This is a genomic window from Limimaricola variabilis, assembly GCF_034371605.1.
GTDB lineage: Bacteria > Pseudomonadota > Alphaproteobacteria > Rhodobacterales > Rhodobacteraceae > Limimaricola > Limimaricola variabilis.
In genome coordinates, this window is the sequence record NZ_CP139691.1 from 2,733,453 (window position 1) to 2,756,498 (window position 23,046).

Sequence of the window (23,046 nt, forward strand, 5' to 3'; positions counted from 1 at the left end):
TGTATAGGCCAGAGTCGAAACCGCGGGGAGCCCCGCCGCACACGCGCGGCGGGAAGCTGCCGCGTCAGTAATCGCGCTCGAAGAAGATGCCGAGCGAGGTTTCTCCATCGCTCGAAACCTGACCCTGCGCCGTGATGTCGTCGGTGACATCGAGGTTGAGATTGATCGAGGTGCTGTCGGTGCCGACGGTGATGTCGGTGTAGACGTTGTCGGACAGGTACTTCCCCGCGCGCACCGCGGCATTGCCCTCGTCGTCGGTGGTGATGTCGAGGTCGTCGAGCCCGGTGTCGGAGCGGAAATCGTCGATCAAGCCGCCACCACCGCGCCCCGCCAATGTGCCCACCGCCGCGGCGAGTTGCACCGCCTGCAGCGGCGAGATCGAGGACAGGTCGCGGCCGAAGATCAGCTGCGCCAGCACCTCGTCCTGCGGCAGGTCCGGCGTCGATTCGAACCGCACCTCCGGTTCGCTGGCAGGGCCTTCGATGATGATCCGCACTCGTGTGCCGGTCGCGGTCTCGGTGGTGGCCACCAGCCGGATGAAGGGGCTGAAGTCGCCCTGCAGATAGGCGCCGCCCTGATCGAGCTCGAAGCGCTGCTGCAGGATGTCGAGCCGGCCCCGGACCAGTTCGAATTCGCCCACCGGGATCACCTGGTTGGTGGTGCCGCCGATCTCCAGCTCGCCGCCCAGCTCGGCGTCGAGGCCGCGGCCGCGGATGAAGATGCGCGACGGCGCGCGGATCGTCACGTCGAGGCCGTATCCGGGGCCCGCCGGGCCGTCGGCATCCGAGGTTTCGCCGATCTCGACGCCCGCGATGGTCAGCCCGGCGCGGGCCAGGGTCCGCTGCACGTCCTGCGGCGCGCCGACATGGCGGACCTCGGGCAGATCACCGAGCGCGCCGATGCCCGAGGAGGGGACTTGGATCTCGGTCTCACCGAGCTGGACCAGCCCGGCGATCTGCGCGCCGCCGGTCAGGGGGCCCGTGACGGTCAGTCGTCCATCCGCGGTGGCCTCGTAGAGCTCGGGGTCGCGCAGCAGCAGATCCTCGAGCGCGATGACCAGATTGGCATCGAACCCCCCGGTGAGGGCCACCGGGCCGGAGATGTTGATCCGTCCGCCCTTTTCCAGAGCCGCCGCGAGCGCGAGGTCGGCGCGGTCGCCGCTCAGCCTCACCGTGGTCTCGATGTTCTGCACCGTGAGGCCCACGGTCGGCACCGAAAGCTCCGCACCGGCGGTCGAGATCGTGCCGCGTACCGAGGAGAGGGCGGGGGGGCCCTCGACCGAGAGGTCGAAGCGTGCCGTGCCCTCGAGCCGGCGCGGCTCGATCAGGTCGTTGACGAGCCCGAGCTGCGCCTCCCCGGTGACATCGAGGTCGAGCGTGCCGTCGGGCAGGTACCGTCCGGCGACGTCGGCGCGGGTGCCGCCCGGGCCGGTCGCGGTCGCGTTGATGCCCAGCGTGCCGCCGGCGTCACGGGTGACGCTGCCCTGCGCTGCGACAGGGCCACTGAAATCGGGGGTGAACAGACCGATATCGTTGAGCCGGGCGCTGAAATCGGCGCGCTGGTTGGCGCCCGATCCGCTGGCATCGGCCTGCACGGAGAAGGCGGGGAAACGCAGGTCGAGATCCTGCACCGCGATCTCGCCGGGGGCCGAGCGGCTGAGCCGCGCGTCGATCGTGCCGGTGCCGGCGAGCAGACGCGAGGCGGCCTCGACCCCGACATCGAGATCCGCGGCCTGGCCGTTCACGGTCACGTCGAAGCGCGACAGGTCGGGCATGACCGTGCCCGCCGCGTCGATGTCGAGGCTGCCGCCCAGCGGCCGCCCGGCAAGGTTCGAGAACGGCGCAAGCGATGCAACGTCGGCGCTGACCCGCGCGGTGATCTCGCGCCCCTGCGCCTCGGGGGCGACCCGGCCCGTGGCGGCGATATCGGTGCCCTGTGCGCGGCCGGTGACGTCGAAATCGATGCCGCCAGTCGCGTCGCCCGAGGCGTTGGCCGACAGCGTGGCCGGACCCGACAGGCCGGGCGCGAAGGGTGCGATCTCGGTCAGCTGGACGTCGAAATCTCCGGTGGGCAGGCCGTTCTCGACCGTTGCCTCGCCCATGGCGCGGACCTGCGGGTTGACCAGCGTGAAGCGGGGCAGGGCGAAATCCTGGGGGCCGGTCCGGATCACGCGCGCGTCGAGCACGGTCTCGCCCGCGAGCAGCGGGTCGAGCTGGTCGATGCCGGTGGCGACGTCGCGGGCGGTGCCGTCGAGCGTCACGTCGAAGCGCGCGAGATCGGCGCTGGCGGAACCGGAGGCGGTGAGATCGACCGAGCCCGCGAGTGGACGGCCCGCCAGAACGCCCACGGGCGCGAGGTCGTCGATGTCGATGTCGAGATCGAAGCTGCCCTCGCCATTTTCGATCAGCGCCGAGCCCGCGAGGTTCAGCCCCTCGGAGGTCACGCGCAGGTTCTCGACCGTCAGATCCTCGGGGCCGGTGCGGGCGGCACGGCCCGACAGGGTGAGCGCGCCGCCGAACAGCTCGTCGGCCTGCGCCGTGCCGGTCGACAGGTTCGTGGCCCGGCCATCGAGCGTGACGTCGAAGGTCGAGGCGTCGAGGGCGGCGGAGCCGCGCGCGGTAAGGCGTGCCTCGCCCGCCAGCGGGCGGTCGACGGCGCGCCCGACGGCGGCGAGATCGCGCGCCTCGATATCGAGGTCGAATTCGGCCGCGCCATCGGTCACGGTGGCGTCGCCCTGCGCCGCGACGGCCGGACCATCGAGCCGCAGTGCCTGAACGGCAAAGCTGTCCGGACCGATACGCGTGGCGCTGCCCGACAGCGTGACCCGGCCCTCGAGCAGCGGATCGACCTGCGAGATGCCGGTGGCGAGGTCGACGGTGACCGCATCGAAGCTGGCGTCGAGGCCAGAGAGATCGGTCTCGGCGCTGCCTTGGGCGGTGATCCGCGCGGCACCCGAGATCGGGCGGTCGAGCGCGGCCCCCAGGGGCGCGAGATCCGAGGCGTCGGCCTCGATGTCGAAGGTGGCTGTGGTGCCGTCGAGCGCGGCGTCGCCCGAGGCGCGGATCCACGGCGCCGAAAGCACCAGATCCTCGACCGAGAAGGCGTCCGCGCCACTGCGCACCGCATGGCCCGCGATCTCGATCCGGCCCTGAAGCAGCGGGTCTGCCTGGGCGACGCCGGTGACGAGGTCGGTGGCCGCGGCGTCGAGGGTGATGTCGGCCTCGGTCAGGTCGGTCCGGATGCTGCCCTCTGCCGACAGATCGACCGCGCCGGAAAGCGGCCGGTCGATGGCCTCGCCCAAAGGCGTAAGATCGGAGGAGCGCGCCTCGATGTCGAACAGCGCGGTTTCGCCGTTCAATTCGGCCCGGCCGGTCGCGGAGAGCGAGGGTGAGGCGAGATCGAGATTCTCGACCCGGAAGCTTTCGGGGCCCGAGCGGATCGCCCGGCCCGACAGCGCCACCTCGCCCCGCAACAGCGGGTCGGCCTGGGCGATGCCGGTGACCAGATCGGTGGTCCGGGCGTCGATCTCCAGATCGAAGGTCGAGGCGTCGGGCATCACCGTGCCATTGGCGGTGAAGCTGGCGGCGCCCGCGAGGTCGCGTCCGGCGATGGTCGAGAAGGGGGCCACGTCGTCGAGCGCGGCACTCACGTCGAGCGTGATCCGACCGCCATCGGCCTCGGCCGCCTGGGTGGCATCGATCTCGGCCCGGCCATTGGGCAGCTCGGCCACCATGTCGGCGCGGCTGACGCCGGCGGCGTCGCGCTCGGCCGTGCCGGTGAGCCGGGCCGGACCCTCGACGCCGTCGAGCGCCAGACCGGCATTCTCGACCGCGATGTCGAAGGTCGCGGTCGAGGCGCCCGAGGTGATGTCGGCCTGCGCCGTGGCGGTCATCTGCGGCGTGGCGATGCGCAGCGTCTCGATCCGGGTGCCGGTCTCGTCGCGCGCCGCCTCGATGGCGACGTCGCCGGTGCCGTCGATATAGGGGTCGAGCGGCTCGATCCCGAGTGCGAGATCCCGGGTGCTGCCGGAGAGGCTCAGGTCGAAGATGCCGTCGAGCGGGCGGATCGTGCTGTCGATCTCGAGATCGGCGGCGCCGGCGAGGTCGAGCCCGGTCAGCTCAGAGAACCGTTCCAGCCGCTCGGCCGCGAGGCTGAGCGTGGTGTCGGTCTCGAAGCCGTTCTCCGACCCGGCGACCGTGCCTTGGGCGTTGAGCGCGATGCCCGGCCCGGCAAGGGTGACGCGGTCGATGGAGATTGGGCCGTCGCCGTCGCGCTCGAGCACGATTTCGCCGGCGATCTGCTCGCCCAGCGCCTCGGCCAGACCTTCGTCGTCGAAGCGCAGCCCGCGCGCGGTGTAGTCGACATCGGCGGTGAACAGGCTCGGCGCCGCGTCGCTTTCGCGGACGATGACACCGCCGCCCTGCACGGTGAACTGCGGGATAGTCAGCCCGGGGCGGGCGAAATCCTGCGCCGTGAGGTCGAGCACCCACTGGTCGCCGACCGAGGCATCGAACTGCAACGCGAGGCTGGCGCGCCCGAGGCGGGTCTCTCCCCCGGCCACGGGCAGGGTGACGGGGGCGCCATCATCGCTGGCGATCTCGCCGGTCAGGTCGAAGCTCTCGGGCCAGCCATCGGCGCCGATCCGCGCCGATCCGTCGAGGCTCAGCGCCTGGGCCTCGATGGACAGGTCCGACAGCGCCAGCGCGCCCGTCTCGTCGCGCGAACCCGTGACCCGCAGCCCCACGTCGGAGCCGAAGAAATCGGCGTAGTCGGGCGCGATGAGCGGTGTCACGTCGCCGTTGACATCGAGCGAGAAGGCCAGCGGCGCGGGGCCGCCCTCGGCGGCCTCGCCACGGTCGAGCGCGAAGCGGCCGTCGATGCGCGGCTGGCCCGCGGTGGCCAGCGAGATGGCGGCGTCGAAATCGTCGATCGGGCCGGTGCCCTCGACCCGGAGCGCCACCGAGGGCCGCCCCGGCAGGTCGAGCGCGCGCGCCGCAATGCCGCCCTCGGCCTCCTCTAGCGCCAGCGTCAGGTCGAGCAGGCGGCTCTCGTTGGAATAGCTGCCCGACAGCTCGAACCGGCCAGCGCGGTCGCCCAGCCGTTCGGCGGTGAGCCGCGCCTCGCCCTCGCCATCGGCGAGCTGCGCCGAGCCCTGCAGGCTGAGCGCGACCTCCTCGTCGAGAAAGGCCTCGCCCAGCACCAGCCGGTCGACGCTGAGCTCGTCGAGCCGGATCGAGACCGGCAGTTCGGGCAGCGAGAAGGGCGTGGCCTCGGCGGCAGGCGGCTCGCCCGGCCCGGCCTGCGGCGGACGGGTCAGCTCGATCAGCTCGGCCGACAGCTCCTCGACCTCCAGCCGTCCGCGCAACAGCGCCGAGCGGTTCCAGTCGAGCACGAGGTTCTCGGCCCGGAGCCAGACGCCGTCCTCGTCGGCGATGGTCATCACCTCGATCGAGGCGGCGGAGCTGAGCGCGCCCTTGAAGCCGGTGATGATCACCTCGCGCCCGGCGCCCGAGAGATTGTCCTCGATCAGGCCGGTGAGAAAGCCGCGGTCACGCTCGGCCTGCTCCTCCTGCGCGGGGAGCATGGTCGGCGCGACGGTGGCGATCGAGATGGCGGCGGCGCGGGAGAGCTGTTTCAAAACGACTGTCCTATTCCGATATAGACGTGGACGCTCTCATAGGCGTCGTCACCCGTGACCGGCGTGGCGAGGTCGAGCCGGACCGGCCCGATCGGGGTGGTGTAGCGGATGCCGGCCCCGGCGCCGGCCTGGTAGTCGCCGTCGCCATCGGGGATGCCTTCGGCCTCGACATAGCCGATGTCGTAGAAGCCGACGGCGCCGAGCTTGTCGGTCACCTGGAAGCGGCCTTCGAACTGGCCGCCGACAAAGCTCTTGCCGCCGGATCGCGCCGTCACCGGCCCGTCGCCGAAATCGTCCATGTAGGTGACGCCGAGCGACTGGTAATCCTGGCCACGCACGGTGCCGCCGCCGCCCGAATAGAACAGGAAATCCGCCGGGGTCTCGGCCAGATCGGAGGCCAGGACGGAGCCGAACTGGCCGCGCGCGGCCAGCGTCAGCCGCTCGGTCTCGCCGAAGCTGCGATAGGCGCGGGTGTCGAGATAGAGCCGCAGCCCGTCATCGGCGCCGGCAACCCCGAGGAAGGGCGTGACCTCGGCATCGACGAAGAAGCCGTTCTTGGCGTCGAGCTGCACGTCGCGGCGGTCATAGGTGGCGTCGAGCGGGAGGGTCAGCAGCGTGTAGTCGCGGGTCCGGGCCTCGGTCTCCTCGCGGGCGGTGATGATGCCCACCGCCGCCGAGTGGCTGAAGCGTTCGTTGACATAGCGCGACAGGCCGATCTCGGCGCTGAACTGGTCGAGCTTGTAGTCGATCTCGTCCTCGCGCTTGAGCTCGGTCTCGGCGAAGAGGTCGGTATCGGCGCGGAATGTGGCGGGGCGGTTGAAGCTGGTCGCGAGACGGTAGTCCGCGCCGCCCGAGCCGGTGATGCCCGGCACCTCACCCTCGATGCCCGAGATCTCGCCCTCGACGCGCAGCCGCTCGGCCCCGCCGAGCAGGTTGCGGTGCAGCCAGAAGGCCGACAGCCCGAGCCCTTCGACGGTCGAGATCTCGGCGCCGAAGCCGATCCGGCGCGGCAGCGACTCGGAGACCGTCAGCTCGAAGGGCAGGGTGTTGTCGGGACCGATCTCGTCGCTTTCGATGAAGGCGACCGAATCGAAGGCACCGGTGCGACGCAGCCGGGTTGCCGCGAATTCGAGATCTTCGGGATTGTAGGTCCGGCCGACCGGAAGCTCGGCGATGGCGCGGATCCGTTCCTCGCGCACATCCTCGTTGCCGGTCACCGTGAGCGTGCCGAACCGCAGCCGCGGCCCCGGCGCCAGGGTGACGGCGGCGTCCAGCCGCTCGTTCGGATGATCGGCGACGATCTCCTGTCCGGCGACCTCCGCCTTGGCGAAGCCCACCGCCTCCCAGGCTTCGACCCCGGCACGGGCGGCGGCGCGGACCTCTTCGGCGCGGGCGACCTTGCCGGGCGCGAAGTCCTCCGGCAGCTCGGTGTCAGGGGCCAGCGGCGCGATCTCGGTGCGGCCGAAGCGGAAGCGCGGGCCCGGCTCGACCCGGATCGTCACCTCGCCGATCCGGTCGGGCGCGTCGAGCGGCGGGATGTTCGCCGCTTCCTGGCCGTCGACGCGGATCGAGACCACACCGCCGTAATAGCCCTCGGAATAGAGGCCGGTCAGCAGGCGGCGGTAATCGGCGCGGGCAGCGGCGACGTAGTCCTGCGGCGTCGGGTTTTCATCATCCTGCAGCGCGATCAGCAGCGAGGAATTCTCGAGCACGCTTTCGAGCTGGTCGGCTTCGGGGACGATCTCGAGGCGGATGTCCTGGCCGAAGGCCGCGGTCGTGGAGAGGGCGAAGACCGACAGGCCGGTCACCACGGCATGGTTGCGCAATCTCTGTCCTCCCGACGAACCGCTCTTTATTCGTGGCGCGGTCTCGGCCGGGCCTTGGCCCTATTGCTACCTGAACGGCACAGGGAGGCAACAGCCCGTTCCCGGACCATGATCAATTGTGATCGAAGGGATCCGTGCCGTAGCCGACGGCGGCGAGATAGAGCCCGTGCGGCGGACAGACCGGGCCGCAGGCGGCGCGCTCGCGTGCCTCCAGCGCGGCCGACACGTCGTCGGGCGTCCAGGCCCCGGCGCCCACGCGCTCCAGCGTGCCGACGAAGCTGCGCACCTGGTTGTGCAGGAAGGAGCGCGCCTTCACGTGAAACCGGATCTCCGGCCCGTTCATGCCCTCGACCGCCTCGACGTCGAGCCGGTCGAGCGTCCGCCACGCCGAGTCCGCCTGGCAGATCGAGGAGCGGAAGGTGGTGAAGTCGTGCCGCCCGAGGAGCCGGTCGGCCCCTTCCTGCATCGCCTTCGCGTCGAGCGGGTGCGGCACCTGCCAGGCGAGACCGCGGTCATGGGTGAGCGGCGCGCGCCGCGTCACCAGCCGGAACAGGTATTGCCGCCAGGTGGCCGAGAACCGCGCGTGGAAGTCGTCAGCGACACGCGCGCAGGCGGTGATCGCCACCGGCTCGGGCTTGAGATGAAAGTTCAGCGCCTCGGAGAGGCGGAACGGGTCCCAGTCCTTTTCCATGTCGCAATGCGCGACCTGGCCGATCCCGTGGACGCCGGCATCGGTGCGCCCGGCGGCGGCGATGGTGTGGGGGCGTTTCTCCAGCTTGGCGAGCGCGGCCTCGATCGCGCCCTGCACGGAGGGGTGCTCGGCCTGGCGCTGCCAGCCGGAAAAGGGGGCGCCGTGATATTCGACCTTGAGGGCATAGCGTGGCATGGCGCTGCGGGTAGCTTCGGCGCCGCCGCTTGGCAAGCGCGCGATCCCCTCCGCCCGGACCCGGCCACACGCTCCGCAGCCATCCGTCGGGCGCGCCCTGTCCAATCCGGGCGCGCATGCCTATCTTCCCGCCGAGACGGGCAAGGAGCGGCGCATTGGTCATCGGGGCGATCACGGACGGCATCACGCGCGGGGTCGAGGGGGTGACGGATCGCCTGATCGCGCCCTTCACCGACCCTACAATCCGGCTCGGCGTGACCGGGCTGTCGCGGGCAGGCAAGACGGTGTTCATCACTTCGCTGGTCGCCAACCTGATGGATCGCGACCGGATGCCGCAATTCGCGACCGGCGCGCGGATCGAGGCGGCGGTGCTGCGGCCGCAGCCGGACGACACGGTGGCGCGCTTCGCCTATGAGGATCACCTCGCCCGGCTGCTGGCACCCGAGCCGAGCTGGCCCGAAGGCACGCGCCGGACCAGCGCGCTGCGATTGTCGCTGCGCGTGCGGCAGGGTGGGCTGCTGGCGGGGGTGCAGGGGCCGAGGACCGTGCATCTCGACATCGTCGACTATCCCGGCGAATGGCTGCTCGATCTCGGCCTGATCGAGAAGAGTTACGCCGAATGGTCACGCGAGGCGCGGGGCCGGGTCGAGCGGCGCGCCGCGACGATCCCCGAGGCGGCGGGTTTCATGGCGGCGCTGGCCGAGGCCGACCCGGCGGCCCCGCTGGAGGAGCCGCGTGCCAAGGCGCTGGCGCGGCCCTTCACCGCCTATCTCGTGGCCGCGCGGGAGGCGGGGTATTCCGATTGCACCCCGGGGCGGTTCCTGCTGCCGGGCGATCTCGAGGGTTCGCCGGTGCTGACCTTCGCGCCGCTGCCGGGAGAGGCCGGCGCGAAGGGCAGCCTGGGCCGCGAGATGGAGCGGCGATACGAGGCCTACAAGCGCGAGGTGGTGAAGCCGTTCTTCCGCGATCACTTCGCCCGGATCGACCGGCAGGTGGTGCTGGTCGACGTGCTCTCGGCGATCCATGCCGGGCCGCAGGCGGTCGAGGATCTGCGCGCGGCGATGGCCGACATCCTGCGCGCCTTCCGCCCCGGCCGGAACGCGTTTCTCAGCCGCATCTTCCAAGGGCGGCGGATCGACCGCATCCTGTTTGCAGCGACCAAGGCGGACCACCTGCACCATACCGAACACGCCAAGCTCGCCGCGATCACCGAGGCGCTGCTGCGCGACGCGCGCGATCGCGCCGATTTCGCCGGAGCAAAGACCCAGGCCATGTCGATCGCGGCGCTGCGCACAACGGTCGAGGACCGGATCAGCCATGGCGGCGAGGAGATCGACGTGGTGCGCGGCAGGCTTCAGGAAACCGGGCGCCAGGCGGCGCTGCATGCCGGCGCCCTGCCGGACGATCCGTCGCAGCTTCTGGCCCCAGCGCGGGCAGGGGCGGAGCGCTGGCTCGACGGGGATTATTCTGTGATGAACTTCGCCCCGGCGCGGCTGAAGCTGCGCCCGGGCGAGGGGCCGCCGCATATCCGGCTCGACCGGGCGGCGGAGTTTCTGCTGGGCGACCGGCTGTGAGGAGGCAGGCATGAGCGACGAAAAGCGGCGCGGGCCGGTGGTGATCGACCTCGAGGAGGAGGCCGCCCCAGAGGTCACGCCCGCCACCGCCCCCCCGGTGCCCGAGCCGGGACTGCCGCACAGCGCCGCGATGACCCGCGTGGCGGTGATGGCGGCGCGGCCGCGCTCGCGGCTGGCGCGCTGGTTCTTCGCCGCACTGGCCACGCTGGTGGGTTTCATGCTCTCGGTCGCGGCCTGGAGCTGGGTGACAGGGCTTCTAGCGGCAAATCCGCTTCTGGGGGCGGTCGCCACGGTGCTCGTGGCGCTCGTGATTGCCCTGCTGCTGGCGATCGCGGTCAAGGAGGCCTGGGCCTTCCGGCGGCTGGCGCGGCTCGACCATATCCAGAGGGATGCGGGCGCGGCGCTGGGCGCGCAGGACCTCGCGCTGGCACGGGCGGTCTCGGCGCAGATGATCTCGCTCTATGCCGGGCGCGACGAGCTGGCGCCCGGCCTGGCGCGGGTGAAGGCGCGCGACGCGGAGCTGTTCGATGCCGACGGCGTGCTGGGGCTGGCGGAGCGCGAGTTGCTGGCGCCGCTCGACCAGGCGGCGCTGCGCGAGGTCGAGGCGGCGGCGCGGCAGGTGGCGACGGTGACGGCGGTGGTGCCGCTGGCGCTGGCCGACGTGACGGCGGCGCTGACCTCGAACCTGCGGATGATCCGGCGGGTGGCAGAGATATATGGCGGCCGGTCGGGCACGCTGGGCGCCTGGCGGCTGACGCGGTCGGTCTTCACCCATCTGGTGGCCACCGGCGCGGTGGCGGTAGGCGACGACCTCGTAGGCTCGGTCGCGGGGGGCGGCGTGCTCAGCCGCGTCTCGCGCCGTTTCGGCGAGGGGGTGGTCAACGGCGCGCTGACCGCACGGGTGGGCGTGGCCGCGATCGAGGTCTGCCGCCCGCTGCCCTTTCGCGCGGTGGAGCGGCCCTCGGTCTCGGGGCTGGTGGCGCGCGCGCTCACCGGGCTGTTCGGGTCGCGCAAGGGCTGAGGCGGGGCGTCGCCCGCTCAGATCAGCTTCGGCACCCCGCCCGCATGGGTTTCGCGCTCGGTGACACCGGCGCGCAGGGTGCGGCCGATCCGATGCGCCAGCACCGACCAAGCCTCGGCGGTCTCGGCCGGCAACTCCTCGCGCAGGGTCATGTCGAACAGCGCGAGCCAGGGGCTGAACATGCCGGGGCGCACGTCGCGGGCGTCGCGATGCACCTTGAGCGGGCTGCCGCGATAGCCCGGCCGGCCGAGGATCGCGCTCTCCCAGAAGGCGGCCACCAGCGCTTCGTGGGCGGGCCAGTCGGTCACATGGCGGGCAAAGACGGGACCGAGCCCCGGATGGGCGCGCACCCTCGCATAGAACGCTGCAACGACGCGGGCGATCTCCTCGGGCGTGACCTCGATGCGCGGCTCGGGCATGACGGCTCCTCTCGGCGCCCTGCATAGCGCGACCCGCGCCGCGCCGCGAGGGGGCGGGCGCTTTACCCCCGATCCGCGCGCGCCTATAAGCGCGGGCATGACGGCCCTTCGCGCCCATATCACGCGAATTACCGGCCCGGCGCTCTGAGGATCAGGGCCGCCGGGACAAGGCGCATGAGCTGACGCCGCGCCGCCCTTCATCAGACATTCCGACACGACCGGACTTCGACAGGACCGAACAGCGATGTGCGCCGATACGCCCGAGACCCAGACCGAGACCCCCGACTACAAGGACACCCTGAACCTGCCGCGTACCGAGTTCCCGATGCGCGCGGGCCTGCCCAAGCGCGAGCCTGAATGGCTTGCCCGCTGGGAGGAGATCGGGGTCTATGACCGGCTGCGCGAGAAGGCCGAGGGCCGCAAGCCCTTCACCCTGCATGACGGCCCGCCCTATGCGAACGGCAACCTGCATATCGGCCACGCGCTCAACAAGATCCTCAAGGACATGGTGGTCCGCTCGCAGCAGATGATGGGCCGCGATGCGCGCTACATCCCCGGCTGGGACTGCCACGGCCTGCCGATCGAGTGGAAGATCGAGGAGCAGTACCGCAATAAGGGCCAGGACAAGGACAAGGTCGACGTGATCGATTTCCGGCAGGAATGCCGGAAATTCGCCGAAGGCTGGGTCGACGTGCAGCGCGACGAGTTCAAGCGGCTCGGCGTCACCGGCAAGTGGGAGAAGCCCTACCTGACCATGGACTTCCACGCCGAGCGGGTGATCGCCGAGGAATTCCAGAAGTTCCTGATGAACGGCGTGCTTTACCAGGGCTCCAAGCCCGTGATGTGGTCGCCGATCGAGAAGACCGCTCTGGCCGAGGCCGAGGTCGAGTACCACGACAAGGAAAGCTTCACGATCTGGGTGCGCTTCCCGGTGCTGGGCTCCGACGACCCGCTGCTGCAGGGCGCCGATGTCGTGATCTGGACCACCACGCCCTGGACCATCCCCTCGAACAAGGGCGTCGTCTATCACCCCGACATCTCCTACGGCGTCTACCAGATCACCGGCGCGCCCGAGGACAACTGGGTCAAGACCGGCGACAAGCTGCTGCTCGCCGACAAGCTGGCCGAGGGCTGCTTGGCCAAGGCCCGCGTCGATGGCTGGGAGCGGATCGGCGACGCGCCCTCGCTCGAAGGGCTGTCGGTCGCGCATCCCTTTGCCGGGATCGAAGGGGGGATGGGTGAGTGGGACCAGCCACGCGACTTCCGCGCCGCGCCCTTCGTCACCGACGAGGACGGCACCGGCTTCGTGCATTGCGCGCCGAGCCACGGCATGGACGAGTTCGAGCTCTACCGCGACGCCGGCATGCTGGCGGAGGTCATCACCTACAACGTGGAGGAGGATGGCTCCTTCCGCGCCGATCTGCCGCTGTTCGGCGGCAAGCGCATCCTCAAGCCCAACGGCAAGGAGGGCGACGCGAACGCGGCCGTCATCGACGCGCTGGCGCAGTCGGGCAAGCTCTTCGCGCGAGGCAAGATCAAGCACTCCTACCCGCATAGCTGGCGCTCCAAGGCGCCGCTGATCTTCCGCAACACGCCGCAATGGTTCGCGGCGATCGACCGCGAGGTCGGCGATGGCCAGGACCAGTACGGCAAGACCATCCGCGAGCGGGCGCTGACCTCGATCGACGAGTTGGTGACCTGGACGCCGAAGACCGGGCGCAACCGGCTGCATTCGATGATCGAACAGCGGCCCGACTGGGTGCTGTCGCGCCAGCGGGCTTGGGGCGTGCCGCTGACCTGCTTCGTGAAGAAGGGGGCCCGCCCCACCGATCCCGACTTCCTGCTGCGCGACGAGGCGGTGAACGCCCGCATCCTCGAGGCCTTCGAGGCCGAGGGCGCGGATGCGTGGTACAAGGAGGGCGCCAAGGAACGCTTCCTCGGCGACGCCGTGAACCCCGATGACTACGAGCAGGTCTTCGACATCCTCGACGTCTGGTTCGATTCCGGCTCGACCCATGCCTTCGTGCTGCGCGACCGCGAGGACGGCTCCGAGGACGGTCTGGCCGATCTCTACCTCGAGGGCACCGACCAGCATCGCGGCTGGTTCCATTCCTCGATGCTGCAATCTTGCGGCACCAAGGGGCGCGCGCCCTATCGCGGCGTGCTGACCCATGGCTTCACGCTCGACGAGAAGGGCATGAAGATGTCCAAGTCTTTGGGCAACACGGTCAGCCCTGCCGACGTGACCAAGCAGTACGGCGCCGACATCCTGCGGCTCTGGGTGGCGCAGTCGGACTACACCGCCGACCTGCGGATCGGGCCGGAGATCCTGAAGGGCACCGCCGACGGCTACCGCCGGCTGCGCAACACCATGCGCTTCCTGCTGGGATCGCTGGCGGACTTCACCGAAGCGGACCGGGTCGAGGCATCCGAGATGCCCGAGCTGGAGCGCTGGGTGCTGCACCGCCTCGCCGAACTCGACCAGGTCGTGCGCGAGGGCTACGACGCCTATGACTTCCAGGGCGTGTTCCAGTCGGTTTTCACCTTCGCGACCGTGGAGCTGTCGGCCTTCTATTTCGACATCCGCAAGGACGCGCTCTACTGCGACGGCGACACCGCGCGCCGCCGTGCCGCGCGCACCGTGCTCGACCTGCTGTTCCACCGCCTGACGACCTGGCTCGCGCCGATCCTCGTCTTCACGATGGAGGAGGTCTGGCTGGAGCGGCACCCGGGCGACGACGCCTCGGTGCATCTCACCGACATCCCCGAGACGCCGCAATCCTGGCGCGACGAGGCTCTGGCGGCGAAGTGGACCGCGATCCGCAAGGTGCGGCGCGTGGTGACGGCGGCGCTCGAAGTGGCGCGGCGCGACAAGGTGATCGGCGCCTCGCTCGAGGCGGCGCCGGTGGTGCATGTCCGCGACGAGGAGGCGCTGGCCGCGCTCAAGAGTGTGAATTTCGAGGATCTGTGCATCACCTCGGCGATCTACCTGACCGGCGACCCGTCCCCGGCCGAGGCGTTCCGCCTGCCGGAGGTCGAGGGTGTGGGCGTGGTGTTCGAGGCGGCCGAAGGCGAGAAATGCCAGCGCTGCTGGAAGATCCTGCCCGATGTCGGCACCCATGCGCATCCCGGCGTCTGCGCGCGATGCGACGCGGCGCTGGCGTGATATCCCTTCGCCGTCGCGCGACGCGCGGCGGCGGCGGTTCTGCCTCTACGGGACGTGGTGAAGGGGGGCTGAAGACCGGCTTCCCTTCGCGGCGTCTCCGCGGGCCGGGGTGCACCCCACGATGACGCTGCCGGTCTTCGCGGCGGTGATGTTCGCGGCGTTCCTGCATGCCAGCTGGAACGCGATGATCAAGCTTGGCGCGTCCAAGCTCACCGGCATGGTAATCCTGACACTGGTGCAGGGCGCGATGGGCCTCGCCGTGGCGCTGACCCGGCCCTGGCCCGAGGCCGAGGTCTGGCCATGGATCGCCGCCTCGGCGGTCTGCCACGCGACCTATAACGGCTTCCTCGCGCTAGCCTACGAGCAAGGCGATCTGAGCCGGGTCTACCCGATCGCCCGAGGCGCCGCGCCGATGGCGGTGCTGGTGGTCAGCGCGCTGTTCCTCGCCGACGCGCTCGAGCCGGTGGCGGTGGCGGGCGTGCTGGTGCTGGGGCTGGGCATCCTCGGCATGGCCCGGGGCGCGCTGAGTTCGGGCGAGAGCCGCAGGCTGATCCCCTACGCGCTGGGCGCGGCGATGGGCACCGCCGGTTACACGCTGGTCGACGGGCTCGGGGCGCGGCTCTCGGGCGATCCGGTCGCCTATGTCGGCTGGCTCTTCGTGGCCTCGGCGCTGCTGTTTCCACCAGTGGCATTGGCCATGGGTGGGCGCGGCCTGCTGCGCGTGGGGCCGCGCGTCTGGGGGCAGGGGGCGCTGGCGGCGGCCACTTCCTACGGCGCCTACGCGATCGCGGTCTGGGCGATGACGCTGGCACCGATCGCGCTGGTCAGCGCGCTGCGCGAAACCTCGATCCTGTTCGCGGTGCTGATCGGCTGGGCCGCCTTCGGCGACCGGATGGATCGCGGCAAAGCGGTCTCGGCGGGGCTGATCGTGGCGGGGGTGGCGCTGACCCGGTTCTGAGCCGGCTCAGCCGTCCTTGCCATGCACGACCTGCTGCGCCGCGCCGGCGCCGAGCAGGTAGACCGAAGTGACCACGAGACCCCAATGCGCCCAGCTCTGGGGATCGAAATCAACCCAGGCCGCCCAGCCTGCGAAGAAGGTCCAGGCCAGCGCCATCGGCAGCGACACGGCGCGCCAGCGCTTGGTGCGGACCGGGTGGATGAACTTCACCGGCAGGAACATGGTGATCGACAGCACCACCACCAGCGCCAGAATGATCCAGAAGTTGGGCGAGAGGGCGAAGAGCACGAGCACCAGCATGTTCCAGCAGCCCGGAAAGCCCTGAAAGGAGTTGTCCTTGGTCTTCATCCGCGTGTCGGCGAAGTAGAGCGCCGAGGCGAAGGTGATGACGATGATCGCCAGCCAGCCGGTCCAGCCCGGCAGCAGGTCCGATTCGAACAGCGCGAAGGCCGGGACGAAGACATAGGTCAGGTAGTCGATCACCAGATCGAGCAGCACGCCGTCGAAGATCGGTGCGTTGCGCTTGACGTCGTATTTGCGCGCCAGCGGCCCGTCGATGCCATCCACGGCAAAAGCGACGACCAGCCAGAAGAACATCATGCTCCAGTCGTCCTGCACCGCCTCGAGCATGGCGAGCATGGCGAAGACCGCACCGGTGGCGGTGAAGAGATGGACCCCGAGGGCCTTGCGTGCGTCAGTCATGCCGTCCCTCTTGTCCGATCCTTCGGCCGGGTGCAACGCGTGCGTTTCAGGCGCGGGGATGGGCACGATCGTAGATCTCCATGAGACGCGCCGCATCGACCGCCGTGTAGGTCTGAGTGGTCGAAAGCGACGCGTGGCCCAGAAGTTCCTGAATCGCGCGCAGGTCGCCGCCAGCGCTCAGCAGATGCGTGGCGAAGCTGTGGCGCATCGCGTGCGGCGTGGCCGTGGAGGGCAGGCCGAGCTGCATCCGCGCCATCTCCATCGCCTTCTGGATGGGACGCGGGCCCAGCGCGCCGCCGCGCACGCCGCGAAACAGCGGCAGGCCGGGATCCATCGCGTGCGGGCAGAGCCGGACGTAGTCCGACACCGCCTTGCGCGCCGCCGGCAGCACCGGCACCAGTCGCTCCTTGCCGCCCTTGCCGAAAATGCGCAGCGTCTCCGGCAGCGGCAGCTGCGCGCCGGTGAGCGACAGCGCCTCGGAGATCCGCAGCCCGCAGCCCCACAGCAGCGTCACCACCGCCACGTCGCGCACCGCCACCCAAGGCTCGCGCGACTGCAACTCGACCGTCTCGAGCATCCGTGCCGCCGCCTCCTCGTCGAGCGGGCGCGGTAGCCGGGGCTTCAGGCGCGGCGCCCGGGTCGACAGCACCGCCGTCGGCTCGAACCCCTCGCGCTCGGCGAGCCAGCGATAGAAGGATTTCACCGCCGAGAGCGCGCGCGCGAGGCTGCGCGCCGAAAGGCCGCGGCCGCGCTCATGCGCCATCCAGGCGCGCATGTCCGACACCGTGACCCGCGCGATCGCGGCAAGGCCCTGCGCTTCGGCGTGATGCGCCTGCATGAATCCCAGAAATCCCAGCACATCGGCCTGATAGGCGGTGAGGGTGTTGCGCGCGGCGCCGTTGAGCGCCCGCTCGTGGTCGAGCCAGCGCCCCATCGCGTCGGTCAGCGCGGGCGAAATCACGATAGCCAGCGCCGCATCTGCCGCTCGAACACGCCGGCGAAGAAACCCATCAGGTCGGTGGCCTGCGCCGGGGCGAAGCGGGACGCGTCGGTGGCGCCCAGCAGCAGCATGCCGGGCAGGCGGCCCGGACCGAAATCGAGCCGGAGGCAGGCCTCGGACAGGATTTCGGGGGCGCGGGCGCCATAGGGCCCGGCCTCCTGCGGCTCGACCGCGCGCAGCGAGACCTGGCGCGGCGGCACGTTGCGGCCCTGGGTGACGTAATCGGCAACGAATCCCGGCTCGGCCACAGACAGCACGTCCGAGAGCCGCGCGATCGCGGGGTCGTCCTCGGGCCGTGCCGTTTCCAGCACCAGCCGGACGACATCCACCCGCAGCATGTCGGCCACCTCGCCGGAGAGGTCCTGCAGGAAGGTCTCGAACCGGGTGGCATCCATCATCCGCAGCACGGCACGGTGGATCTGGTTTGTGCCGGCGAGATTCTCGTAGGCGGCGGCGATCACCGAGCGATGCGTGTCCTCGAGTCGGTCAAGCCGCGACTGCAGCCGCTCCATCGCGAGGCCGCGCAGATCGACCACGTTGGAGCCACGGGCCCCGGCATCGGCCTCGACCAGCGCCCGCATGATCGCCGGGTCGTCGAGCAGCCGGGCAGGGTCGGCGAGGATGCGCTCGCGCAGCCCGTCATCGGGGGAGGTGTCGTCAGTCATCTGGGCGGATCCGGGCAGTCGCATCGCCGCGAGCATAGCAGCCCCAGCGGGGCGATGCGCCCCGGTGTGGCGAAAATGCGGCGGGGCGCGGCGCGGAAGGCACAGCGCCCCGCTGGGTCATCAGACGATCTTCTGACCGGTCGAGGCCCAGTCCTTGAGGAAGGCGTCGAGGCCCTTGTCGGTCAGCACGTGGTTGGCCATGGCCTTGATCACCGCCGCCGGGGCGGTGGCGACGTCGGCGCCGATCTTGGCGGCCTCGGACATGTGGTTGGCGTTGCGGATCGAGGCGGCGAGGATCTGCGTCTCGAAGCCGTAGTTGTCGTAGATCTGCCGGATGTCGGCGATCAGCTCCATGCCGTCGAGGTTCAGGTCGTCGAGCCGGCCGATGAAGGGCGAGATGAAGGTCGCGCCGGCCTTGGCGGCCAGCAGCGCCTGGTTGGCCGAGAAGCACAGCGTCACATTGACCATCCGGCCCTCGTCGGTGAGCGTCTTGCAGGCCTTGAGGCCGTCCCAGGTCAGCGGCACCTTGATCGCGATGTTGTCGGCGATCTTGGCCAGCTCGCGGCCCTCGGCGATCATGCCTTCGGCATCGAGCGCCACGGTCTCGGCCGAAACCGGGCCGTCGACGATCGAGCAGATCTCCTTGGTCACTTCCTTGATGTCACGGCCCGACTTCATGATCAGCGACGGGTTGGTGGTGACGCCGTCGACCATGCCCAGATCGTGGAGTTCGCGGATCTGGTCGATCTCGGCGGTATCGACGAAGAATTTCATGGGTCTCTCCCTGTCAGATGTCGCGCGCCCGTGGGGCGCAATGTGGTGACGCGGCGCCCCGGCGCGGGGCGGCTTCGCGCCCGGTCTAGCAAGCGACGCGGCGGTGGAACAGCGCCTTTCCCATATGGGGGCGACAGGCATCGGGATGAAGCCTGCGACGCGCTGCTCACTTGAAGCCACGGCCCGCGCGGCGCATGTTGACGGCTCCGCCGCGCCAGAGGTGCCTGACAGCCCATGACCACGTCCCGCTTCGAGGAGGGCGCGCTGATCGGCGTGCTGACCACCCAGCCGCTCGACCGGGTGCTGGATTACCGCGCGCCGCGAGGCGGCTGCGCGCCGGGGGACCATGTCGAGGTGCCGTTCGGCCCGCGCAAGGTGAACGGGGTGGTCTGGGGCCCGGGCGCGGGCGATTACGACCCCGCCAAGGTCAAGAGCGCGATCCGCGTGCTCGACCTGCCGCCGATGCGCGCCGCGATGCGCGAATTCCTCGGCCGGGTCGCGGATTACACGCTCACGCCGATGCCGGCGATGCTCCGGTTGGCGACCCGCGCGCCCGGCCTCACAGACCCGCCGGGCATGCGCAAGATCTACCGGCGTGGCCACGGCCAGCCGGAGCGGATGACGCCGGCGCGCGCCCGGGTGCTCGACCTGCTGGAAGAGCATGACGGACTGGCATTCCTCTTGGGAGAACTGGCCGAGCTGGCAGGGGTCGGCTCCTCGGTGATCAAGGGTCTCCTGACCTCCGGCGCGGTGATCGAGGAGGAGGCGCCACGCGACGTGGCCTATCCAACCCTCGATCCGCACATGCCTGGCAAGCCGCTGACCGGCGACCAGGCGGCGGCGGCCGAGGCCCTGCGCGCGGGCATCGCGGGCGGGCGGTATGGCACGACGCTGCTCAAGGGCGTCACCGGTTCGGGCAAGACCGAGGTCTATCTCGAGGCGGTGGCCGCCTGTCTGGCCCGCGGCCGGCAGGCGCTGGTGTTGCTGCCCGAGATCGCGCTGACGGCGGAGTTTCTGACCCGGGTCGAGGCGCGCTTCGGCGCCAAGCCCGCGGAGTGGCATTCGGGCGTCACCACCACCGAGCGGCGGCGCTGCTGGAAGATGGTGGCCGAGAACGGCGCGCAGCTGGTGGTCGGCGCGCGCTCGGCGCTGTTCCTGCCGTTCCACGATCTCGGCCTCATCGTCGTCGATGAGGAGCACGACACCTCCTACAAGCAGGAGGACGGGGTGCTCTACAACGCGCGCGACATGGCAGTGCTGCGCGCCTCGCTCGAAAAGGCACAGGTGGTGCTGGCCTCGGCCACGCCGTCGCTGGAGAGCTGGGTCAACGTGCAGCAGGGTAAGTACGCGCGCCTCGACCTCGAAAGCCGTTTCGGCCCCGCCGTGATGCCCGAGATGCGCGCCATCGACATGCGCACGGAGGAGGTGCCCTCAGGCAGCTGGATCTCGCCCGCGCTCAAGGGCGCGGTGATGCAGCGGCTGGAACGTGGCGAGCAGTCGCTCCTGTTTCTCAACCGCCGTGGCTATGCGCCGCTGACGCTGTGCCGCGCCTGCGGCCACCAGATCGGCTGCAAGCATTGCGACGCGCGGATGGTCGAGCACCGCTTTCTCAAGCGGCTGATGTGCCACCAATGCGGCGAGACCGCGCCGATGCCCGAGACCTGCCCGAACTGCGAAGTGGCGGGCAAGCTCGCCGCGGTGGGGCCGGGGGTGGAGCGGATCACCGAAGAGGCGCAGGCGCTGTTTCCCGACGCGCGGGTGACGGTGCTCAGCTCGGACCTGTTCGGTTCGGCCCGTGCGCTCAAGGCCCGCATCCTCGAAATCGCCGAGGGTGCGGCGGACATCGTCGTCGGCACCCAGCTCGTCGCCAAGGGACACAATTTTCCCAAGCTGACGCTGGTGGGGGTGATCGACAGCGATCTCGGCCTGCAGGGCTCGGACCTGCGCGCGGCCGAGCGCACGTTTCAGCTGATGCGGCAGGTGGCGGGCCGCGCGGGGCGGGCCGAGGCGCGCGGCACGGCGCTCTTGCAAAGCTTCCAGCCGGAGCACCCGGTGATCCGCGCGATCCTGTCCGGCGACGAGGAAGGGTTCTGGGCCGCCGAGGCCGCCGCGCGCCGCGCCGCCGGCGTGCCGCCCTACGGGCGTATGGCGGGGATCGTGATCTCGTCCCCGGACATGCAGCAGGCCTTCGATCTCGGCAACCGGCTGGCCCGGCTCGACGCGCCGCTGCGCCGGATCGGGGCGCAGCTGTTCGGACCGGCCCCGGCCCCCATCGCCCGGGTGCGCGGACGGCACCGGGTGCGGCTTCTGGTCAAGGCGGAGAAGACTGCGCCGCTGCAGGCGGCGCTGGCGCAATGGGCGGCGCAGGTGAAGGTCCCCGCCAATGCCCGGCTCGCCATCGACATCGACCCGCAAAGCTTTCTGTGACCCGTTGACCGGGTCCTCCGCGCCGGGAAAGGATCGGGCGGGGAGGGGCGGATCATGGACGACGATGCGAGAATCGAGGCGTTTTACGCGCGCGAAGGGCGCTGGAAGGCGGAGAAATCGGCGCTCAGGGCGATCCTGCGCGATACCGACGGTATCGAAGAGGTCTGGAAGTGGCGCGCGCCCTGCTACACCTGCGCGGGCGGCAACACCGCCATGGTCGCGGGCTATGCCGAGCGCTGCGGCATCTCCTTCTTCAAGGGCGTTCTGCTCTCGGACCCCGAAGGCATGCTGGTGGCGCCGGGGCCGAACTCGCGCGCGGTGCGGATGATGGTGTTTCGGGATCTGGCCGACATTGCGGCGTGCGAGACGGTGCTGCGCCGCTTCATCGCCGAAGCTGTGGAGCTCGACCGCGCCGGGCGCCGGGTGGTACTGCCCAAGGATGATATCGACCTGCCCGAGGAGCTGGTCGCGGCGCTCGACGCGGACCCCGCCCTGGCCGAGGCCTTCGCTGCGCTGACCCCGGGGCGGCAGCGCGGCTATGCGTTGACCATCGCGGGTGCCAAGCAGGCGGCGACACGGTATGCCCGCATCGAGAAATGGACGCCGCGGATATTCGAAGGCAAGGGCATCCACGACCGCTGACCCGTCGCGGCCGCGCCGCCTGCCGAACCACCCCGCCGGCGATTTCGGTGCGCATGACCTCTCGCCAAGCGGCGCGGCAGGCCGTAATGCTTGCGAATGACACGTATTCCGATGCCGCTTTCCGAGGCCCGGACCCTGCCGATCTGGCGCAGGCCTGTGGCGCTCCTCTTTCTGATGGCGATGGCCATGCCGGTGGCCTTCGCCACGTGGTCTGCGCTCCTGAACAACTTCGTCATCGAGGCGGCGGGCTTCGACGGCTCGGATATCGGCTGGCTGCACACGGTGCGCGAGGTGCCGGGCTTTCTGGCCATCGGGGTGATCGCGATCCTGCTCTTCGTGCGCGAGCAGTCGCTGGCGCTGATCTCGCTGGGTCTGCTCGGCATTGCCACCGCGCTCACCGCGCAGTTCCCCTCGATGGGCGGCATCCTGACCATCACCATGCTCTCCTCGATCGGCTTTCACTACTACGAGACGGTGAACCAGTCGCTGCAGCTGCAATGGCTGCCCAAGGACCGCGCGCCTCAGATGCTGGGCTGGCTGGTCTCGGCCGGGGCGGGGGCGACGCTGGTGGCCTATCTGGCGATCGTGCTGACCTGGGAGAGCCTCGGGCTGTCCTATGATTTCGTCTACATGGTCTCGGGCGGTTTCTGTGCCGCGGTGGCGCTCTATTGCTGGTTCGCCTTCCCGGCCTTCCGCGAGCCGCATCCTCAGACCAAGAGCTTCGTGCTGCGCCGGCGCTACTGGCTCTACTACGCGCTGCAGTTCATGGCCGGTGCCCGGCGGCAGATCTTCGTGGTCTTTGCGGGTTTCATGATGGTCGAGAAGTTCGGCTACGACGTGCACGAGGTGACGGCGCTGTTCCTGATCACCCTGCTGACCAACATCTTCGGCGCCCCGCTGATCGGGGGGGCGGTCGCCCGCTGGGGCGAGCGCAAGGGGCTGATGGTCGAGTATGCCGGGCTGATGGGCGTGTTCCTCGCCTATGGCGGGCTCTACTGGTTCGGCTGGGGCGTCGCGGTCGCCGCCGCGCTTTACGTGATCGACAATGTGTTCTTCGCGCTGGCGCTGGCGCTCAAGACCTATTTCCAGAAGATCGCCGATCCGGGCGACATCGCCCCGACGGCGGCCGTGGCCTTTACCATCAACCACATCGCCGCCGTGTTCCTGCCCGCCGCGCTGGGCTATCTCTGGCTGGTCGCGCCGGATGCGGTCTTCCTTCTGGCCGCCGGCATGGCAGGGGTGTCGTTCACCTTGGCGCTGATGATCCCGCGCCATCCGGCGCCGGGTCGCGAGACGGTGTTCGCGCGGGCCCGGCTTCCGGTGGCGGCCGAGTAGAACTCGGCGCCGT

The 23,046-nt window shown here is 70.3% G+C and carries 15 protein-coding genes; 7 read left to right on the top strand and 8 right to left on the bottom strand.

Going from position 1 to position 23,046, the window contains the following annotated elements:
• Positions 1-64: 64 nt before the first annotated feature.
• From T8T21_RS13680 to truA, 3 genes are all read right to left on the bottom strand, one after another.
• Positions 65-5,638, bottom strand: a complete 5,574-nt coding sequence (locus T8T21_RS13680; RefSeq protein WP_322335978.1) for a translocation/assembly module TamB domain-containing protein — start codon at positions 5,636-5,638, stop codon at positions 65-67.
• Positions 5,635-7,464 carry an autotransporter assembly complex protein TamA gene (locus T8T21_RS13685; RefSeq protein WP_322335979.1) on the bottom strand — a complete coding sequence of 610 codons (1,830 nt, stop codon included), beginning with the start codon at positions 7,462-7,464 and terminating at the stop codon, positions 5,635-5,637. Before T8T21_RS13685 ends, T8T21_RS13680 begins: the two co-directional genes overlap by 4 nt.
• 112 nt (positions 7,465-7,576) lie before the next feature.
• Positions 7,577-8,350: a tRNA pseudouridine(38-40) synthase TruA gene (gene truA, locus T8T21_RS13690; protein WP_322335980.1), complete on the bottom strand. Its 774-nt coding sequence runs from the start codon at positions 8,348-8,350 to the stop codon at positions 7,577-7,579.
• 155 nt (positions 8,351-8,505) lie between these two features.
• Between truA and T8T21_RS13695 the strand changes: the two genes are divergently transcribed.
• Both T8T21_RS13695 and T8T21_RS13700 read left to right on the top strand, forming a co-directional pair.
• Entirely contained in the window at positions 8,506-9,924 is a 1,419-nt protein-coding gene (locus tag T8T21_RS13695) for a YcjX family GTP-binding protein (protein WP_322335981.1), read from the top strand.
• A 10-nt stretch (positions 9,925-9,934) separates the two neighbouring features.
• Positions 9,935-10,945, top strand: a complete 1,011-nt coding sequence (locus T8T21_RS13700) for a YcjF family protein (RefSeq protein ID WP_322335982.1) — start codon at positions 9,935-9,937, stop codon at positions 10,943-10,945.
• Positions 10,946-10,962: 17 nt separating this feature from the next.
• Here T8T21_RS13700 and T8T21_RS13705 read toward each other — a convergent pair whose 3' ends face one another.
• Positions 10,963-11,364, bottom strand: a complete 402-nt coding sequence (locus T8T21_RS13705; protein ID WP_322335983.1) for a group III truncated hemoglobin — start codon at positions 11,362-11,364, stop codon at positions 10,963-10,965.
• Between the two features lie 244 nt (positions 11,365-11,608).
• Here T8T21_RS13705 and ileS point away from each other — a divergent pair, with 244 nt between their 5' ends.
• Both ileS and T8T21_RS13715 read left to right on the top strand, forming a co-directional pair.
• Positions 11,609-14,530 carry an isoleucine--tRNA ligase gene (gene ileS / locus T8T21_RS13710; RefSeq protein WP_322335984.1) on the top strand — a complete coding sequence of 974 codons (2,922 nt, stop codon included), beginning with the start codon at positions 11,609-11,611 and terminating at the stop codon, positions 14,528-14,530.
• Positions 14,531-14,651: 121 nt separating this feature from the next.
• Entirely contained in the window at positions 14,652-15,488 is an 837-nt protein-coding gene (locus tag T8T21_RS13715; protein ID WP_322335985.1) for a DMT family transporter, read from the top strand.
• A 6-nt stretch (positions 15,489-15,494) separates the two neighbouring features.
• Here the strand turns inward: T8T21_RS13715 and T8T21_RS13720 are convergent, their stop codons facing one another.
• The 4 genes from T8T21_RS13720 to fsa form a co-directional block, all read right to left on the bottom strand.
• Entirely contained in the window at positions 15,495-16,190 is a 696-nt protein-coding gene (locus T8T21_RS13720) for a CDP-alcohol phosphatidyltransferase family protein (protein ID WP_183472477.1), read from the bottom strand.
• 46 nt (positions 16,191-16,236) lie between these two features.
• A complete protein-coding gene (locus T8T21_RS13725) occupies positions 16,237-17,151 on the bottom strand; it encodes a tyrosine recombinase XerC (protein ID WP_322335986.1) in 915 nt (304 codons plus the stop codon).
• The gene (locus tag T8T21_RS13730) at positions 17,148-17,855 is read right to left on the bottom strand and encodes a DUF484 family protein (RefSeq protein ID WP_183472471.1); all 708 of its coding nucleotides are present in this window, start codon (positions 17,853-17,855) and stop codon (positions 17,148-17,150) included. The genes T8T21_RS13725 and T8T21_RS13730 overlap by 4 nt, the downstream gene beginning before the upstream one ends.
• A gap of 120 nt (positions 17,856-17,975) precedes the next feature.
• Positions 17,976-18,629 (bottom strand): fructose-6-phosphate aldolase, encoded by a 654-nt coding sequence (gene fsa, locus T8T21_RS13735; protein WP_183472468.1) that lies wholly within the window; start codon positions 18,627-18,629, stop codon positions 17,976-17,978.
• A gap of 234 nt (positions 18,630-18,863) precedes the next feature.
• On the opposite strand from fsa, the gene T8T21_RS13740 reads away from it, so the two are divergent.
• The 3 genes from T8T21_RS13740 to T8T21_RS13750 all read left to right on the top strand — a co-directional run bounded on the left by T8T21_RS13740 (position 18,864) and on the right by T8T21_RS13750 (position 23,033).
• Positions 18,864-21,056: a primosomal protein N' gene (locus T8T21_RS13740; RefSeq protein WP_322335987.1), complete on the top strand. Its 2,193-nt coding sequence runs from the start codon at positions 18,864-18,866 to the stop codon at positions 21,054-21,056.
• Positions 21,057-21,110: 54 nt separating this feature from the next.
• Positions 21,111-21,698: a YdeI/OmpD-associated family protein gene (locus T8T21_RS13745; RefSeq protein ID WP_322335988.1), complete on the top strand. Its 588-nt coding sequence runs from the start codon at positions 21,111-21,113 to the stop codon at positions 21,696-21,698.
• A gap of 96 nt (positions 21,699-21,794) precedes the next feature.
• Positions 21,795-23,033, top strand: a complete 1,239-nt coding sequence (locus T8T21_RS13750; protein WP_322335989.1) for an MFS transporter — start codon at positions 21,795-21,797, stop codon at positions 23,031-23,033.
• Positions 23,034-23,046 lie beyond the last annotated feature (13 nt).

Excerpts from the sequence above, each read along its gene's own strand:
- truA (WP_322335980.1), bottom strand. The coding sequence starts at position 8,350 with ATGCCACGCTATGCCCTCAAGGTCGAATATCACGGCGCCCCCTTTTCC.
- T8T21_RS13700 (WP_322335982.1), top strand. The coding sequence starts at position 9,935 with ATGAGCGACGAAAAGCGGCGCGGGCCGGTGGTGATCGACCTCGAGGAG.
- T8T21_RS13705 (WP_322335983.1), bottom strand. The coding sequence starts at position 11,364 with ATGCCCGAGCCGCGCATCGAGGTCACGCCCGAGGAGATCGCCCGCGTC.
- ileS (WP_322335984.1), top strand. The coding sequence starts at position 11,609 with ATGTGCGCCGATACGCCCGAGACCCAGACCGAGACCCCCGACTACAAG.
- T8T21_RS13715 (WP_322335985.1), top strand. The coding sequence starts at position 14,652 with ATGACGCTGCCGGTCTTCGCGGCGGTGATGTTCGCGGCGTTCCTGCAT.
- T8T21_RS13720 (WP_183472477.1), bottom strand. The coding sequence starts at position 16,190 with ATGACTGACGCACGCAAGGCCCTCGGGGTCCATCTCTTCACCGCCACC.
- T8T21_RS13730 (WP_183472471.1), bottom strand. The coding sequence starts at position 17,855 with ATGACTGACGACACCTCCCCCGATGACGGGCTGCGCGAGCGCATCCTC.
- fsa (WP_183472468.1), bottom strand. The coding sequence starts at position 18,629 with ATGAAATTCTTCGTCGATACCGCCGAGATCGACCAGATCCGCGAACTC.
- T8T21_RS13740 (WP_322335987.1), top strand. The coding sequence starts at position 18,864 with ATGACCACGTCCCGCTTCGAGGAGGGCGCGCTGATCGGCGTGCTGACC.
- T8T21_RS13745 (WP_322335988.1), top strand. The coding sequence starts at position 21,111 with ATGGACGACGATGCGAGAATCGAGGCGTTTTACGCGCGCGAAGGGCGC.
- T8T21_RS13750 (WP_322335989.1), top strand. The coding sequence starts at position 21,795 with ATGACACGTATTCCGATGCCGCTTTCCGAGGCCCGGACCCTGCCGATC.